The organism is Chromobacterium sp. W521 (genome assembly GCF_052805975.1).
Genome location: NZ_JBRBAF010000003.1, coordinates 1 through 16,384, shown reverse-complemented (window position 1 = coordinate 16,384; position 16,384 = coordinate 1). Strand labels below are relative to the sequence as shown.

General features: G+C 62.2%; 13 protein-coding genes, 1 rRNA gene and 1 pseudogene. 6 read left to right on the top strand and 9 right to left on the bottom strand.

Annotation, left to right across the window (positions count from 1 at the left end):
• Window positions 1-42: 42 nt before the first annotated feature.
• Entirely contained in the window at window positions 43-876 is an 834-nt protein-coding gene (locus tag ACUXV1_RS04790; RefSeq protein ID WP_203391655.1) for a hypothetical protein, read from the top strand.
• A 78-nt stretch (window positions 877-954) separates the two neighbouring features.
• On the opposite strand, the gene ACUXV1_RS04785 is transcribed toward ACUXV1_RS04790, so the two are convergent.
• Both ACUXV1_RS04785 and ACUXV1_RS04780 read right to left on the bottom strand, forming a co-directional pair.
• Window positions 955-1,257 carry an ankyrin repeat domain-containing protein gene (locus tag ACUXV1_RS04785; RefSeq protein WP_446014939.1) on the bottom strand — a complete coding sequence of 101 codons (303 nt, stop codon included), beginning with the start codon at window positions 1,255-1,257 and terminating at the stop codon, window positions 955-957.
• A pseudogene (locus ACUXV1_RS04780) lies at window positions 1,236-1,406 on the bottom strand (transposase); the annotation flags it as partial. The gene ACUXV1_RS04785 and the pseudogene ACUXV1_RS04780, both read right to left, overlap by 22 nt.
• A 273-nt stretch (window positions 1,407-1,679) precedes the next feature.
• On the opposite strand from ACUXV1_RS04780, the gene ACUXV1_RS04775 reads away from it, so the two are divergent.
• Together ACUXV1_RS04775 and ACUXV1_RS04770 are read left to right on the top strand one after the other, a co-directional pair.
• The gene (locus tag ACUXV1_RS04775) at window positions 1,680-2,504 is read left to right on the top strand and encodes a hypothetical protein (RefSeq protein WP_043641499.1); all 825 of its coding nucleotides are present in this window, start codon (window positions 1,680-1,682) and stop codon (window positions 2,502-2,504) included.
• Window positions 2,505-2,531: 27 nt separating this feature from the next.
• Window positions 2,532-3,392 (top strand): hypothetical protein, encoded by an 861-nt coding sequence (locus tag ACUXV1_RS04770; protein ID WP_446014936.1) that lies wholly within the window; start codon window positions 2,532-2,534, stop codon window positions 3,390-3,392.
• A gap of 37 nt (window positions 3,393-3,429) precedes the next feature.
• Here ACUXV1_RS04770 and ACUXV1_RS04765 read toward each other — a convergent pair whose 3' ends face one another.
• The 4 genes from ACUXV1_RS04765 to ACUXV1_RS04750 form a co-directional block, all read right to left on the bottom strand.
• Complete coding sequence (locus ACUXV1_RS04765; protein WP_446014935.1) at window positions 3,430-4,803, bottom strand: efflux transporter outer membrane subunit; 1,374 nt, start codon at window positions 4,801-4,803, stop codon at window positions 3,430-3,432.
• Between the two features lie 4 nt (window positions 4,804-4,807).
• Complete coding sequence (gene macB, locus ACUXV1_RS04760; RefSeq protein ID WP_446014934.1) at window positions 4,808-6,745, bottom strand: macrolide ABC transporter ATP-binding protein/permease MacB; 1,938 nt, start codon at window positions 6,743-6,745, stop codon at window positions 4,808-4,810.
• A complete protein-coding gene (gene macA, locus ACUXV1_RS04755; protein ID WP_203391660.1) occupies window positions 6,742-7,968 on the bottom strand; it encodes a macrolide transporter subunit MacA in 1,227 nt (408 codons plus the stop codon). The genes macB and macA overlap by 4 nt, the downstream gene beginning before the upstream one ends.
• A gap of 121 nt (window positions 7,969-8,089) precedes the next feature.
• The gene (locus ACUXV1_RS04750; RefSeq protein WP_081557053.1) at window positions 8,090-8,464 is read right to left on the bottom strand and encodes a cysteine-rich CWC family protein; all 375 of its coding nucleotides are present in this window, start codon (window positions 8,462-8,464) and stop codon (window positions 8,090-8,092) included.
• 177 nt (window positions 8,465-8,641) lie between these two features.
• On the opposite strand from ACUXV1_RS04750, the gene ACUXV1_RS04745 reads away from it, so the two are divergent.
• Together ACUXV1_RS04745 and ACUXV1_RS04740 are read left to right on the top strand one after the other, a co-directional pair.
• The gene (locus tag ACUXV1_RS04745; RefSeq protein ID WP_446014932.1) at window positions 8,642-9,790 is read left to right on the top strand and encodes a branched-chain amino acid ABC transporter substrate-binding protein; all 1,149 of its coding nucleotides are present in this window, start codon (window positions 8,642-8,644) and stop codon (window positions 9,788-9,790) included.
• A 141-nt stretch (window positions 9,791-9,931) separates the two neighbouring features.
• The gene (locus ACUXV1_RS04740) at window positions 9,932-10,192 is read left to right on the top strand and encodes a GlsB/YeaQ/YmgE family stress response membrane protein (protein WP_043641489.1); all 261 of its coding nucleotides are present in this window, start codon (window positions 9,932-9,934) and stop codon (window positions 10,190-10,192) included.
• 59 nt (window positions 10,193-10,251) lie between these two features.
• Here ACUXV1_RS04740 and ACUXV1_RS04735 read toward each other — a convergent pair whose 3' ends face one another.
• Together ACUXV1_RS04735 and putA are read right to left on the bottom strand one after the other, a co-directional pair.
• Entirely contained in the window at window positions 10,252-11,475 is a 1,224-nt protein-coding gene (locus tag ACUXV1_RS04735; protein ID WP_446015132.1) for a branched-chain amino acid ABC transporter substrate-binding protein, read from the bottom strand.
• Between the two features lie 390 nt (window positions 11,476-11,865).
• On the bottom strand, window positions 11,866-15,468 hold the full coding sequence (gene putA, locus ACUXV1_RS04730; protein ID WP_446014931.1) for a trifunctional transcriptional regulator/proline dehydrogenase/L-glutamate gamma-semialdehyde dehydrogenase: 3,603 nt from the start codon (window positions 15,466-15,468) through the stop codon (window positions 11,866-11,868).
• A gap of 308 nt (window positions 15,469-15,776) precedes the next feature.
• On the opposite strand from putA, the gene ACUXV1_RS04725 reads away from it, so the two are divergent.
• A complete protein-coding gene (locus ACUXV1_RS04725; protein WP_446014930.1) occupies window positions 15,777-16,130 on the top strand; it encodes a DsrE/DsrF/TusD sulfur relay family protein in 354 nt (117 codons plus the stop codon).
• A gap of 62 nt (window positions 16,131-16,192) precedes the next feature.
• Here ACUXV1_RS04725 and rrf read toward each other — a convergent pair.
• A 5S ribosomal RNA gene (gene rrf / locus ACUXV1_RS04720) occupies window positions 16,193-16,307 on the bottom strand.
• Between the last annotated feature and the right edge of the window lie 77 nt (window positions 16,308-16,384).

Below are 16,384 nucleotides of genomic sequence, written 5' to 3'. Positions count from 1 at the left end.
ACGGCGGCGCCTGACGCCGCCTCCCTTGCTCAGGAGCGCCCAATGAAAATAACCAACGACATGCCCAGCCGCATCCACCCGCGCGGCAGCGCCGACCCGGACACCCCACCGCAAACCGCGCTGGCCGCGGACATCCGCAGCGCGGCCAATAATAGCGAGCGACCGTCCAGCGTCGGCCGCGCCACCCCGCGCGACGCGCAACCGGCCGATGCGCTGCGCCGCCTGGCTCCGGACACACTGCAAGCCGCTCTGGCGCAATCGCAGCGCCAGTTCAGCCTGTGGCTGGCCAGCCGAACACAGGAAGACGCTCACAATCTGCTGCGCAACTACTACACCTCCATGGTGCACGATCATATCGACAACAGCGCCGAGGCCACCGCCAAGCAATGCCTGCCCCAAGCGCCCAGCAGTCGCTTGGCGGAACAGGCCAAACATTACCGTGCCTTCATCATTGATACCGCCGCCGCGCGCTTCCCCAGCCAGGCGGAGTGCTTTCGCAAACAAGCCGGCCCCAGCCTGCTTAACAACCACCTCAGGGCCATCAGTACCAAGGCCGGGCTGAATGACAAAAACCCGCAGCATCAGGCGGCGCTGAAACAACTGGTGGAACACTGTGCCGCCCAGCTCTCCAGCAGACTGCAACAGCTCAGCCCGCTGACGCTGCGCGACACGCTGGAACAAGCCCGCTGCGACTATCTTCGCAGCCACGCGCCCGAACATGGCATCTCCGAACACGCCGCGCCCAAGCTGGAACAGGATAGCCTCGCCCCGCTGCCGCAGGCCGAAGCCTTTCTCCGGCGCGGCAAGAGCTCCCGGTTCAAGTCTCACCGCGATTCGCGCCAGATCAATTTCAAACGGCTGACCGGCTTTAACTAAGCGCGGCCAAAAGCCTGTTCAAAGTACGGCACTCACTCCGTCACGCCTCACGACGCGCAACGGGCTTTGAACAGGACTTCACGCCCGGCCCAGCGCCCGCAGCATAGCCGGCCGCTGGGCCTTGGGCAGCTTGGCCACATAGTCCCGCGCCGACTGATCGTACTTATCCCTGTCCTCCAGCGAAGCGCCGTGCTTGATCAGGTCGGCCACCATCTGCGGCACACCGCTCAACACCGCCGCCATCAGTAGCGACATCTGCGAAAAGCGCGTTGACACATTCACATCCGCGCCATGCTCCAGCAGCAACTTCGCCGCCGGCGCATTGCGCGCCTCCGCCGCGTAGAACAGCGGCGTCTTGCCAAGATGTTCTGGCGGCGGCAAACGGTGGTGTGATCCGGTACTGCCCAGTCTAGCTCGGCCAATTTCAGCAGGCTCTGCACCATGCCCAGTGCCTGCCGCAACGATAGATTGAGCAAGCATTTAATACTCAAACCAAACTGGATGACCTCTCTGCCCCGGCCTGGGCTAGCGCCCACTTGTGCAAATGTCGCAGGACATGCGAGCAAGGATTCCCCCAGCCGTCTAGATTGGTACAATAAGCAGCCGCATGACGACGGCTTTTGAACAGGCGCTAAGAGGCTGTTCAAAGTCTCGCGAGCAAGGGCGAGACAAGGCGAAAACGAGCGAAAAAGCGGAATGGTCAAGTGGTACATGAGCATTTTGAGCTGGTTTTCAACGCCGTATCGCTGAAGCGCAGCAAGCTTTGAACAGGTTCTAAGAATCCCCCCAAATATAGGCAGCAGATGACCAGTCCGAACCAGGCCGCCAATCCGGCGCCTACAGCCGAAGAACCGGTGCTCCGCGCCCCGGAAAACGAAAATACCTTGGCCACGCTGGCTATTCCGCTGGGCGAAACCATTCTGACGCTGACCGCCAACGGCACGCCCATCTATGGCATTTTGCAGCGCAGCCGGGCCATGACGGAACAATCCGACTTCTTCCGGCTGCAGTTCCGCGGCTATGCCCGAGCCGACGGTCACCGCTGGCAGTTGTTCGAAGGCGAGGACAGCCATTTCCAAGCAGCCCACAACTGCGCCTGGGTGCGGGTGGACCGGCCCAGCCGTACCGTCACCTTCGGCCCCAAAAGCGGCGTGCAAGCCAGTCCAGGCTTTGTCGGCACCGGACTGGACACTTTTCTGTTCGCCAGCGTCATCTCATGGGCCAAGGGGATTTGTCCGGATCACGCCATCAGCCCCGGCATGATCAGCATGAGCCAGACCTCTTCGGAAGAAGAACGGCTGCAACGCAACGCCTTCTACGCCAGCCAGGGTTTTGAGTTTGAATGGCAGGACGCCAATCAGCGCTCCGCGCTCTACTTCAAGGACAAAGTCAACAAGCTGCTGGGGGTATGGAACAAGGAGCTGATCACCGAGGTGGGCGGTGAAGCGATGCTGCAATCTCTGGCGCGGCAGGATGAAACCCGCGCCGAGCTGGAGCAGCGGCTGGAAAAGCTGGAAAGCGTGCACGACAACCTGAAACGAGCGCTGCAAAAAGAACGCACCACTGCCCAGATTCTGACCGGGGTGCTCATCCTATTCGCCATCTGCGGGCTGTGGGCGGTGATCTAGCACCCTCTCATCACAAAAAAGCAGGTCATGAAGCAGCATTCCAATGACGTTTCCCATGTACTCAAGCTCGCGGCGCTCACCGTCTGCTTGGCAATTGTCTCCATCCAGCCGGCCGCCGCCGCTCGACCAGCCGATGTTGACCTGGCCGGCAATAGCATCAAGACCTTGACGCGGGAATCAAGGCCAGAGTCGGCGGAGTCGGAGCAAGGCTGCACTCCGGACCGCCAGCTGTGTCTTGAGCTGGTGGCGCAAACCAAGGACGCGCCGCCCATGCTCAAAGTCCGGCCCACCGCCAACCAGAGCGCTGGCGCACAGCTGGAATTGCGTGATTTACAGGCCGACGCGCTGTGGGACAACCGCCGCGGTCTAGCGCTATGGCCTTATGTGGTAAGGCTCGCCGCTTCCGATCAGGGCATCTTGGTGGGCGTCAGCGAGGACGTCAGCACCATGTATTCCGGCGGCGGCGGCTCTTTCAGCATGCTGCACCTGCTGCAGGTCTATTCCAAGGGCGCGGGATTTGAGATGCGCGAGGTGCTGGCGCTGCCGCTGGCTAGTTCCCTGATGATACGCGCGTGCTTTTCGGAGCGGGATTACGCCGACCGTCGCGGAGCCTGTCATGACGAGTACCGTTTTTCTTCCAACATCAAGCTGGACAAAGACGTCACAGCCGGCTTCCCACGCCTGATCTACCGTACCCGTGCCACCAGCTTTCCCGGCCCTGCCTCGCGCAGCCGCGACTCGCTGGGCAAACGTTTGCGGAAAAAAGACATCGCCACCGTGGTGGACCAGGCCTGCACCTTCCAGCGCCTGCTGACACGGCGGCCGGATAGCGGCGCCTACACGCCGGACAAGCCGATTCCAGCCTGCGAAGAGTATCTCGAGCCTTAACCCCGCCCCTGAAAAACCAGATCGGCGCCCTCGCCGCTCAAGCCGCCGGCGCGCCGCCCAGGGCCTTGTAAACGTCCGCCAGGTTTTTCAATTGTTCCTGACGCAGCCGGACCAGCGCGGACTCGCTACTACGCCTCGCCTTGGCTGCGTCCAGCCAGGTTTGAGCGTCCACCGCGCCGGCACGATAGCGGCTTTCCGCCAGTTGCTCGCTGCGCCGGCTCAACGCCAGCGCGTCCGCTTGCAAGCGGGCCGAGCCTTGCAGCCGCTGACGCGCGCTCAGCGCATTGTCCACCTCCTGATAAGCTCTATATAAGGTCTTGCGGAAATTGACGGTTTCCAACTCGTAATCGGCCTGACTGCTCTTCAATTGCAGGCCTTGTTTGCGCCATTCCAGGAAGGGCAAGGACAGGGAAGCGCCCAGCGTCAACAACGGGTTTTGCACCAGGCTGCTCAGCGCGCTGCTGCTGGAGCCCAGCGAGCCGGTCAGCTTCAGCGTGGGGAAGAGGGCCGCGCGCTGCTGATCCACCTTGGCCAATTGGCCGCGCAAGCGCGCCTCCGCCGCCATCAGGTCCGGCCGACGTTCCAGCAGGCTGCTGGGCAGGCCGGCGTCTATCGCGGGCAAAGCCGGTTCCAGCGGCAGCTCGGCGATAGGCGGCAGCGCCGCGCCGGGCGGATGATCCAGCAACAAGGCCAGCGCGTTTTCCTTTTGCCCGAGTTCGTCTGCCAGCGTCAGCAGTTCCGTCTGTTGACTCAACACCGCGCTCCGCGCCTGAGTAACATCCTGCTCGCTCGTGGCGCCGGCACGCCATTTAGTTTCCGCCAGCGCCTGAATCCGGCGCAGGTCCATCAGGTCCGCCCGCCCCAGCCTCTGCCGTGTCTTCAGCGCGGCAATGTCCCAGTACAAGCCGGCGGCGGCGCTGTCCGACAGCAGCCTGGCGGCGGCTTCATCATAGGCGCTGGCGCGAAACTCCTGATCCGCCGCGCGCAAGCGCGCGTCCACCCGCCCCCACAGATCCAACTCGTAACTGGTGCTCAAGCTGCCGCCGCTGCTGCGGCTCCAGGTCGAGGACTCGCCCAGCGTGCGCTTGGTTCCAGCGCTCAAATCGCCGCTCAAGGAGGGCAAGGCCTCGCTACGCTCCAGCCCAGCCGCCAATTGCGCTTTGCGCAACTTGAGCAAGGCAATGCTCAAATCCGGGTTGCGGCTGCGCGCCTGTTCCAGCACCGCCAACAAGCCCGCGTCGCCAAAACCTTGCCACCAGCGCTCGCGGCTCATGTCCGTCTGCGATTGAGCCGTGGGGCTGTGCCATTGCGCCGGGGTCTCCAGCGCCTGGCGCTGATAAGGCGTGCTCTGACACGCGGCAAGCAACAGGGCCAGACCCAAAGCAGTGAGATTGGATTTCCAAAGCGTCAAACACTTACTCCCGAGCCAAGGCATCGATAGGATTCAAACGCGCCGCGCTGCGCGCCGGCAGATAGCCAAACACCACGCCGATAGCGGTGGAGCATGCCACCGCCAGGGCGATGGCTTTCAGCGACAGCGCCATTTTCCATTTGCTGACCAAGAGCGCGAACACAAAGCTGATGCCGTAGGACAGGCCGATGCCGATGGCTCCGCCCACCAGGCAAACCAGCACCGCCTCGGTCAGAAATTGCTGTAACACGTCGGACTGACGCGCGCCCACCGCCATGCGGATGCCGATTTCGCGGGTACGCTCGGTCACCGACACCAGCATGATGTTCATCACGCCAATGCCGCCCACCACCAGTGAAATCACCGCGATCAAGGTCAACAGCAGAGCGAGCGTGCGACTGGTGTTTTCCACCGTTTTCAGCACTTCGTCCATATTCACGGTAAAGAAGTCCTTGCTGCCGTGGCGCAGGGTCAGCAGGTGGCTGAGCGCCTTCTCCGCCAGCGCGGTGGGCTGGCCCTCCTTGATGCGCACCACCATGTAGTCAAAATAGGCCCGCCCGAACAAACGGCTGCCGGCGGTGCTGTAGGGCATCCACATTTGCAGCGATTTGCCGCCGTAGCCGTTGTCTTTGGTCTCCACCACCCCGATGACGGTGGCCGGCACGCTACCCACCAGCACCACCTGGCCGATGGCTTCCGCATCGGCAAACAGTTTGCGGCGGGTGTAGTTGTCTACCACCACCACCTGGCGCTGCATGCGCACATCGTCGCGGCTGAAGCCGAGGCCGGCGACCAGCTTCAAGCCGCGCACACGGAAGAAGGTGCTGTCCACGCCGGACACCGAGGCGTTGACGTCAACGTTGCGGTAGCGGATGCGCAGGCTGTTGGTGGTAACCGGCGACACGCTGTCGACATAGGGCTCCTCGCTCAGCGCCGCCAGATCGCTAGGCAGAAAGGTGCGCACGCCGTCGGCCTTGTCGTCGCCTCCATCCTTGCCGCGATACACGGTGATGGTGTTGGTGCCGATGGAGCGGATGTCGTTCAACACGTAATTGCGCGCGCCCTCGCCCACCGCGATGATGGACACCACCGAGGTGATGCCGATGATGATGCCCAGCATGGTGAGCACGGTGCGCAGCCGGTTGGCCAGCATGGCGAGCATGGCCATCTTGAAGGCTTCGCTCATGCGTTCACGCCAGGCCGGCCCGGGCTTGGGCCGCCGCGGCTCGCTCGCGTCCGCAGCCGGGCGCGATGCGTCGGCGGCGCTGTCGCGCAGAATCTCGCCATCGCGGATTTCGATGATGCGTTCGGTCTGCGCGGCAATGGACGGGTCGTGAGTCACGATGATGATGGTGTGGCCGGCGGCGTGCAGCTCCTTGAGGATATTCATCACTTCCTCGCCGCTATGACTGTCCAGCGCGCCGGTGGGTTCGTCGGCCAGGATGATGTCACCGCCGTTCATCAGCGCCCGCGCGATGGACACCCGCTGCTGTTGGCCACCGGACAACTGGCCCGGGCGGTAGTCTTCCTTGCCGGCCAGGCCCAGCCGTGCCAGCAAACGGCCCGCGCGCTCGCGCCGTGCTTCTTGCGTCATGCCGGCGTATACGGCCGGCATCGCCACATTGTCTATGGCGCTTAAATGCGGCAGCAGGTGGTAGCGCTGGAAGATGAAGCCGAAGTGCTCACGACGCAAGGTAGCCAATTGGTCCTTGTCCAACGTCCCCACATCGCGCCCGCCTACCTGGTAGTGGCCGGCGGAAGGCTGGTCCAGGCAGCCCAGGATGTTCATGAGCGTGGACTTTCCGGAACCGGAGGCACCGATAATGGCCACCATCTCGCCAGCGCGGATATCCAGGCTGACGTCCTTGAGCACCACCACTTCTTCGTCGCCGGACGGAAAACGCCGCCACACTCCGGACAACGTCAAGCTGGCTCCGCTCATGCGCTCACCATCACGCCGCCGCTGGGTTCTTCTTCCTTGCCGCCGCCTTCACTGGTCACCACTTTCTCGCCGGCTTTCAAACCATCCAGAATCTGCACCCGGGTAGCGGTCTTCAAACCGATCCGCACCTGCCGTTCATGCAGTTGACCGTCCTTGCCCTGCACCTTGACGCTGTAACGACCATCCTTGCCGGCCGCGCCCAAGGCGCTCAGCGGGATGCTCAAAGCCTGCTTGGACTCCGCCAGCACGATGCTGACCTGCGCGGTCATGTCCACGCGCAGCTTGCCGTCGACATTCTTCACATCGAACAGCGCCTTGTAGAAGTTGGCATTGTTGATTTTTTCCGGCGTGGGGAGAATCGCGCGCAGCTTGCCGCGGATAGGCCGATCCGGTGCGCCCAGCACTGTGAAATACACCGGTAGCCCGGCCTTGACGCGAATCACATCGGCCTCGGCCACCTGGGTGTGCACCGTCATCGTACTCAGGTCCGCCAGCTTAAGGATGACCGGTACCGTCTGGCTGGCAATCACGGTCTGGCCCTGCTGGGTGACGATTTCTATCACCTCGCCATCCATCGGCGCGGTGATGCGGGTATAGCCCAGCGTGGTTCGATTCTTGTCGATCTGAAAACGGTTCTGGCGAATCTGCGCTTGCAGGTCGTCCAGCTCCGCTGTCTGGGTTTGATAGTTGGTTTCCGCCGTCAACAGGTCTTTTTGCGAGGTCGAGCCTTCGCCCATCATCTGCTTTTGGCGCGCCAGTTCGCGCTCAGCCTGGCGCAGCGTGGCCTGCTTGCTGCGCAGCTGGGCCACGCGGGACTCCAATTGCGCCTCGGAAGCCTTCAGGTCGTTGAGGCTGTTTTCCGGATCAATTTCGGCCAACAGCTCGCCCTTTCTGACGCGGTCGCCAGCCTCAACATTCAGCGTTTTCAGCTGGCCGCTGGCCTGGGCGCCTACATCCACCTGCCGCAGCGGTTTCAGCACGCCGCTGGCCAGCACCACGTCTTCCAGGTCCGCTCGCGTGACTTCCGCGGTCAGCACCTGAGGCGCCGGCTTGGGCGCCAGCCACAGCCAGAGCCCCCAGCCGGCCAACGCCAAAACCGCGGCCAGCGCGATGCCGTTGCGCCACGGCCTACGGCCTAGGCTGACGCGGCCTCGACCCCGCAACGAGCCAATCAAAAACAAGGGCAACAACAGCTTACGAATCCAACGCTTCCAAAGAGTCATGAGGTTAGGAGCCGAACCGGAAAGGAGGAAAAGACGTTAGGACCGCGAGTCATGGTCTTTGGTTGCACCTCGCGGCAATAATACGCAATTGACATTCAGTGCGTTCGCGCATGTCTGAGCGCTATATAGGGGGCGTCAGCCCACGCGCCAAATAGCTTTCTCGCAGATGACCGCGCAAACACTCCGGGCACAGACAGTCGCCGTGACCGTAGGGCAGCGGCAGCACCTGCGGCAGATCCACGCACCAGCAAGCGCCGTTGGCGCCGCCCTCTCCACAGCGGAACACCGCGCCGCAACGCTCGCAGCGCTTGTCCTTTACCTTGGGCCGCAAGGCGATCAGCCGCTGCCACACCGCGCGCTTTTGCTCGTCGTCAAAGCCGGACCAACCGGCAATTTCATCCAAGGTGCGCAGGCAACCCAGGCAATAGGCGCCGCCCTCGTCGAGACGGCAAAGGCCGACACAGGGCGAGGCGGGAGCTGGATACCCTTTCGTCATTAAAAATCCATATATATCGCGAAATCAGTCCGCCATTTTAGCGCAAAGCCGCCGCCGAGACGCCGCCGGGGTTGACGCTAATCCGTTTATGCACCAAAAATGGGCCACCGCCTTATTCCTGAGGCGAATATCCAAATAGACAAAGCTAAATAGACAAAGAGAAATCAGGAGAAACTCATGAAAACGCATCTTAGCCTCATCGCCTGCACCGCCCTGGCCCTGACCGCCTGCGGCAAATCCGAACAAAGCGCCGGCAGCGCGCCGGCCGAGGCCGGCTCTGTTGTGGTGAAAATCGGCTCCGCCAACCCACTGACCGGGCCTTTTGCTCACTGGGGCCGCGACGCGGACAACGGCGTCAAGTTGGCCGTGGCGGAAGCCAATGCCGAAAAGCTCACTCTGGACGGCAAGCCGGTCACTTTCGAAGTAGTGTCCGAGGACGATCAGGCGGACCCCAAAACCGCGGCACAGGTAGCGCAACGCCTGGTGGACGGCAAGGTGGCGGGCATCATCGGCCACCTCACCTCCGGCGCGGCCATTCCCGCTTCGCGCATTTACTCCCAAGCCGGCATTCCGATGATCGCCGCCTCGGTAACCAGCCCCAGCTTCACCCAGCAGGGCTTCAAGAATACCTTCCGCATCATCGCCAACGACCGCCAGCAGGGAGAAGCGCTGGCCAAATACGCGATAGAGACGCTGAAAGCCGGCCGCATCGCCATCGTCGACGACCGCACCACTTACGGCCAGGGCCTGGCCGACGATTTCGCCAAGGCGGTGGAAGCGGCTGGCGGCAAGGTGGTCAAACGCGAGTTCACCAGCAACAGCGCCACCGACTTCATGGCGATCCTCACCTCGATCAAAGGGCAGAAGCCCGACCTGCTGTTCTACGGCGGCATGGACGCGCAGGCCGCGCCCATGGTCAAGCAGATGAACAAGCTGGGTCTGAAAGCCGCCTTCATGGGCGCGGACGGGATTAATACGCCGGAGTTTTCCAAGTTGGGCGGCGACAGCGCGGAAAGCAGTTACGCCTCCAGCGCCGGCGCGCAAAAAGACAAGATGCCGGGCTTCGCCGAGTTCAACGGCAAGTACAAACAGCAATTCAACGCCGACATCCAGGCCTACGCTCCCTACACCTATGACGCCGCACGGGTCATGATCGCCGCGATGAAGCGCGCCGGCTCGGCCGATCCGGCCAAGTACCTGGGCGAACTCCCCAAAACCGACTTTAAGGGTGTAACCGGCGAGATCCGTTTTGACGACAAAGGCGACATTCAGCACGGCACCGTGTCGCTGTATCAATTGCGCAAAGGTCAGTGGGTAGGCCTGTAAACACCGGCATTCCCGCCTCCCCTCACCACCCCGGCGCATGCCGGGGTTTTTGTTTTTCGCAGCGGAGCTCCAAAAAAACATGGCGCCATATTAAATAAATGGCTATAACTATTTATCCACAAACTAACATAAGGAGAGGATATGGGATTACTCATTTCACTGTTGGCCGGCGGCCTGATCGGCTGGCTAGCTGGTAAGGTCATGGGCGTCAGCGAAGGCGTCATCGCCAACATCATCATCGGCATCATCGGTTCGGCACTGGGCCATTGGCTGTTTGGCCGCCTCTTGGGCATTTCCTCCGCTTCGGCCGCCGGCTCTTTCTCGCTGCCCGGCCTGGCCTTCGGTATTGCCGGCGCTGCCATTCTTATTTTTTTGCTGAAGAAGATCGGCCTCTTGCGTTGAACGGGCAAAGAAAAAGGCGACGCAGAAAGCGTCGCCTTGTTGCCTAGCGCCAAACCGGCTTATTTGGCCGCGGAAGCGGCCTTGGACGCAGCGCCGCCGCCCACGGTTTCCAGCACTTTCCACTCGCCGTTCACCACTTTGTAGACGGTGATGCCGCCGTCTTTCAGGTCGCCCTTGGCATCGTAGGTCCAGCTGCTGGAGGTCACGCCGGAATGCGCGATCTTGGCCAGCACCGGCAGATAGACTTTGGGATCGGTGGAGTTGGCGTCTTTCATCGCCTGGATCAAGGCGCGAGTGGCGTCGTAACCGTACGGCGAGTAAGTGGCCACGTCCATCTTGAAACGCGCCTTGTAGCGGCTTTCGTAGTCCTTGCCCTTGGGCATCTGATCCAGCGGCAGGCCGGCCAGCGAAGCGATGGTGCCGTCGGCTTCCTTGCCAGCCAGTTGCAGGAAGGTCGGGGTCTTGGTCATTTCACCGGAGATCAACGGCGCGGTCAGGCCCAAGCGCTTCATCTGCTTGGCCATCGGCGCGGATTGCGCGTCGGCGCCGCCGTAGAACACCACGTCCGGCGCGGCGGCCTTGATCGAGGTCAGGATGGCGGCGAAGTCGGTGGCTTTGTCATTGGTGAATTCACGCTTGACTACATTGCCGCCGGCGGCCTTGGCGGCTTTTTCGAATTCGTCGGCCAGGCCCTGACCGTATGCGGTGCGGTCGTCAACGATGACCACTTTCTTGGCGCCCAGCTTTTCCACCACGAACTTACCCATCACCGAGCCTTGCTGGGTGTCGGATGTCATTGAGCGGAAGGTGTTCTTGAACCCCTGCGCGGTGAAGGCCGGCGAAGTAGCCATCGCGATCATCGGGATGCCGGCATCGGAGTAGATCTTGGAAGCCGGGATGGAGGTGCCGGAGTTAAAGTGGCCGATGATGCCGTTCACTTTCTCGTCGACGAACTTCTGCGCCAGTTGGGTGGCGGTTTTGGGATCGGCCTGATCGTCCTGGGCTTCCAGTTCAAAGGTCACCGGCTTGCCGCCGATGGTGGGCTTCTCGGCGTTGGCGTCTTCGATCGCCAGGGTCACGCCGTTTTTGTATTCTTCGCCATAGTGCGCCTGCGGGCCGGTCAGCGGCGCCGCGAAGCCGATCTTGACCACGCCGCCCGCGGCGGCTTGAGCTCCGGCGGAGGCTCCGGCTCCCGCCGCGCCCTCTTCTTTCTTGCCACATGCGGACAAGGCGACAGCAGCGGCTACGGCCAGGGAAAGAGTCGTCAGTTTGTTTGCTTGCATCATGTTTCCTCTATTTCTCCAGAGATCCCCATCCGTCAATCATCAGGAATGGGAGTTTGCGGAACCTGTGTAATGTTGTTATGTACATCCCGCCCTATCCGCATAGGGAGGCGAGAGCGGCGGCTGGCGGCATTATTTCAAGGCCGCCAGCTTGTGGCAAGTGGCTTGTTGGACAAGCCTCCTGCCGCCCCATGCGCGCCGACGCATGGGAAAATTCGTTTAACACGCGGTTTTGCAAGGAGGGAGGGCTTTCGTCATCGAAGCCCTCCTTGCCTTTAGAGCTGCTAACAAAAGCTCGCAGAGAACCTGAACCAAGGCGCGCCGGCGCAGGCAGTACACGTAGTACGACAAGGCGGCGCAACGCTGGATCAGGGATTGGCTTAGCCGGTCTTAGTCTCCGATGCTCATCAGGCTGGCGTTGCCGCCCGCCGCGGTAGTATTCACGCTAACCGCGCGCTCGACCACCAGACGGTGCAGATTGTAATGGCCTTGCGCGTCGGCGCGCAGCAGCGGCACCAGAGCGCCGTCGCGCTCCGCCAACACACGCTGAGCGGCTTCGGCCTCGGCTTCGGAACCGGAGAACAGCACCGCGCCGACATCCGCCGCCAGCACATCGGCGTCCAGCTCCACTAGAGCGCCCAGCTTGGCGGCCAGCCCTCGGCCAGCCTCATTGGCCGGCAGCACCGCGCGGTTGCCGGTGGCGAAAACCGCCGCCAGTTGTTCCGCCAGCGCTTGCGCGGTGGCGGCTTGGCATCCCACCTTCCCGCGAGGCGCGAATTGCAGCGCGTTCCGCTCGCCGGTGGGGCCCGGCAGATCTACCAGGCAGGTCAGCGCGCTCTCCTTCCGCGCTGCGGCGATAGCGGACTCCAAAGCCAAGCCCAGGCCGCTGCCGGCCGCCGCCAGCACGTCCAGCGCCGGCAAGGACAAGGGCAAGGTTTCCGCCGCCAGTTTCGGCGTCCAGGCCGCGCGGCTCAATCGATACAAATAGAACGGGCCGCCGGCCTTGGGGCCGGTGCCGGACTTGCCTTCACCGCCAAAGGGCTGAACCCCCACCACCGCGCCGACGATGTTGCGGTTGACATAGACATTGCCGACCTTGATCTGGCTGACGATGTTGTCGATGGTCTCATCGATACGGCTGTGGATGCCGTGCGTCAGGCCGTAACCGGTGGCGTTGATCTCGGCTACCACTTTGTCCAGCTCATTGGCCTCGAAGCGCAACACATGCAATACCGGACCGAACACTTCACGCTTCAGTTGCTTGAGATCGGCGATTTCAAACAGGGTGGGCGCCACGAAAGTGCCGTTGGCGCAGCTGTCGTCCAGCTTGATCTGGTGAGTGGCGCGGGCGCTGGCCTTCATTTTTTCGATATGAGCCAATAGGCCGGCCCGAGCCTCGGCGTCGATCACCGGGCCGACATCGACATCCAGCTTGGCCGGGTTGCCCACCTTCAATTCATCCATCGCGCCCTTGATCATGGCGATGACTTTGTCGGCGATGTCGTTCTGCAGATAGAGCACGCGCAACGCCGAGCAGCGCTGGCCGGCAGAGTCGAAAGCGGAGCTAAGCACATCGGTGACCACCTGCTCCGGCAACGCCGAGCTGTCCACGATCATCGCGTTCTGGCCGCCGGTTTCGGCTACCAGCACCGGATCGCCGCCGCGCTTGGCCAGCGTGCGGTTGATGATCTGCGCCACCTCGGTGGAACCGGTGAAGATCACCCCTTGAACGCGCGGGTCAGCGGTCAGCGCCGCGCCCACCACTTCACCGCGGCCCGGCAGCAATTGCAGCGCCGCGCGCGGCACGCCGGCTTCGTGCAACAAACGCACAGCATGCGCGGCGATCAGGCTGGTCTGCTCCGCGGGCTTGGCCAGCACTGCGTTGCCGGCCGCCAGCGAGGCCACCACCTCGCCGATGAAGATGGCCAGCGGGAAGTTCCACGGGCTGATGCACACCACCGGGCCCAGCGGACGGTGGCTGGCGTTGTCGAATTCGTCTTCGATCTGCGCCGCGTAGTAACGGCAGAAGTCCACGGCCTCGCGCACCTCGGCAATCGCGTTGGCCAAGGTCTTGCCTGCCTCGCGCACCGCCAGGCCCATCAACGCCGGCATCTGGTCTTCCATCAGGTCGGCCATTCTTTTCAGGCAGGCGGCACGCTCGGCCACCGGCGTGGCGGCCCAATCGGCCGCTCCCTGCTGCGCCAGGTTCAGCGCGCGGTCCACATCCGCCGCGCTCGCTTCGATCACGCGGCCAACCAGATCGTCGTGGTCGGCCGGATTGCGCACCGGCTGCACTTCGCCGTCGGTGACGTCGCCGTCGCCCAGCATCGGGAAGGCGCCCCACTGCTGCTTCTCGGACGCTTGCAGGCCCAGTTGCAAAGTGGCCAGCACGTGCTCGCTGGACAAATCGAGGCCCTTGGAGTTTTTGCGTTGCTGCCCATACAGCTCCAGCGGCGCCGGAATTTTCTTGTGCGGCTGGCCGCCGTGACGCGCGGCCTCGGCCACAGGGTCCGCCACCAGTTCGTCTATGGATACCGCCTCGTCCACGATGCGGTTGACGAAGGAACTGTTGGCGCCGTTTTCCAGTAGACGGCGCACCAGGTAGGCCAGCAGGGTCTCATGCGACCCCACCGGCGCGTAGATGCGGCAGGCCTTGCCCAGTTTGTCCTTGCCCACCACTTGGTCATACAGAGTTTCACCCATGCCGTGCAGGCACTGGAATTCATAATCCTTGCCGGATGCCAGGTTGAACACCGCGGCCAGACTGTAAGCGTTGTGCGTGGCGAACTGCGGGTAGATCGCATCCTGCGCGGACAGCAACTTCTTGGCGCAGGCAAGATAAGCCACGTCGGTGTAGACCTTGCGGGTATAGACCGGGTAGCCCGGCAAACCGTCCACCTGGGCACGCTTGATTTCTGCGTCCCAGTAAGCGCCTTTGACCAGACGCACCATGAAACGGTGATTGGTGCGACGCGCCAGATCAATCAGGAAATCGATCACATAGGGGCAGCGTTTCTGATAGGCCTGCACCACAATGCCGATACCCTCGAAGCCGTCCAGGTCCGGATCATTGGCCAGCGCCTCCACCAGATCCATGGAGATTTCCAGGCGGTCGGCTTCTTCTGCATCGATGTTCAAACCGATATCGTACTGCTTGGCCAGCAGGAACAAGCCTTTCAGACGCGGCAGCAACTCGGCCATCGTCCGTTCGTGCTTGATGCGGCTGTAGCGCGGGTGGATGGCGGACAGCTTCACCGAAATGCCGGGGCCGTCGTAAATCCCGCGGCCGGCTGAGGCCTTGCCGATGGCGTGAATGGCGGTCACATAGTCTTGCAGATAGCGCTGCGCGTCGGCCTCGGTCATCGCCGCCTCGCCCAGCATGTCGTAACTGAAGCGATAGCCGCGCGCCTCGCGTTCTCGGCCGTTGGCCAGCGCCTCCTCTATGGTTTCGCCAGTGACGAACTGCTTGCCCAGCATGCGCATCGCCATATCCACGCCCTTGCGGATCAGCGGTTCGCCGCCTTTGGCGATCAAACGGGTCATCGCCGCCGACAAACCATTCGCGCTGTGCGAAGCCACCAGCTTGCCGGTCACCAGCAAACCCCAGGCCGCCGCGTTGACGAACAAGGAGGCGCTATTGCCCAAGTGGGCTTTCCAATCACCACGCGAAATCTTATCGCGGATCAGCTTGTCCGCTGTCTCGCGGTCAGGGATGCGCAGCAGCGCTTCAGCCAGACACATCAGGGCAATGCCTTCGGCGCTATCCAGAGAGAATTCATGCATCAAGGCATCCACTCCGCTGGACTTGGTGCGCTCGCGGCGCACCTCCGCCACCAGACGTCGCGCCAGGTCTTGAACCGCCTTGACTTCGCCTTCGCTCATCGCCGCCTGCGGCAACAGCGCCTGCACACACTCGCGCTCGTCGCGGCGATAGGCAGAAGTAATGGCGTCCCGCAGCGCCGACTGGCCATGGGCAAATGCGTCGAATTGCATGAATCATCTCCGTGTAGTTTGCAGCGCCGGGCTATCTCTTTTCATTAGTGCCCGGAAAATTTGTCTATTGTATACAAATACAAATAGATTGCTGGACAATGTGAAGGAAACTTTTCAGTCCACAATCTCATTACAAACAAACTCAACTCGAACAAGTAGTTAGCCCCCTCGACTCCGCCATCGCCCCCATCCCACTTGTTGCATGCCAACAACTTAGAATCGCCGCCAAGCGTCCATACCGCACATGCCAAGACCGTCGCAACGTGCCACAATGCCGCCCTAACCCTCTTCATCATAGGCAAACCATCATGCAAACCGTGCTGATCACTTTGAACGCCAGCCCCTATGGCGACGAACGCGCGCTCTCCGCGCTACGTCTAACGCTTACGCTGGCGCAGCAAGCCGAGCGCTGCCGGGTGCGGCTATTCCTGCTGTCCGACGCCGTAGTCACCGCGTTGAAAAATCAGAAGACCGCCCAAGCGCCCACCCTGGGAGACATGTTGGCCGAAGCGGTGGAACTGGGCGCGGAGGCGCGAGTCTGCCGCACTTGCGCCGATGCGAGGGGAATTCATGAGGACTTGCTGCTGACGGGAGTCAAGATCGGCACCATGCCGGAGTTGGCGGAGTGGACACTCTCCGCGGACAAGGCGCTCAGTTTCTAAACGCCTGCCGCAAGGCAAATGCAAAAAGCCCAGACCGATTGGTCTGGGCTTTTACATGGGGCGCCTGGCAATGTCCTACTTTCACATGGCGAATGCCACACTATCATCGGCGCTAAGGCGTTTCACGGTCCTGTTCGGGATGGGAAGGCGTGGGACCGCCTCGCTAATGTCGCCAGGCATAAACTGTATTGCTTCCCTTGGGAAGCGAAACGCCAAGTCTTGAACTTGGCGTTATCGTATAGGGCGTCTGGCGG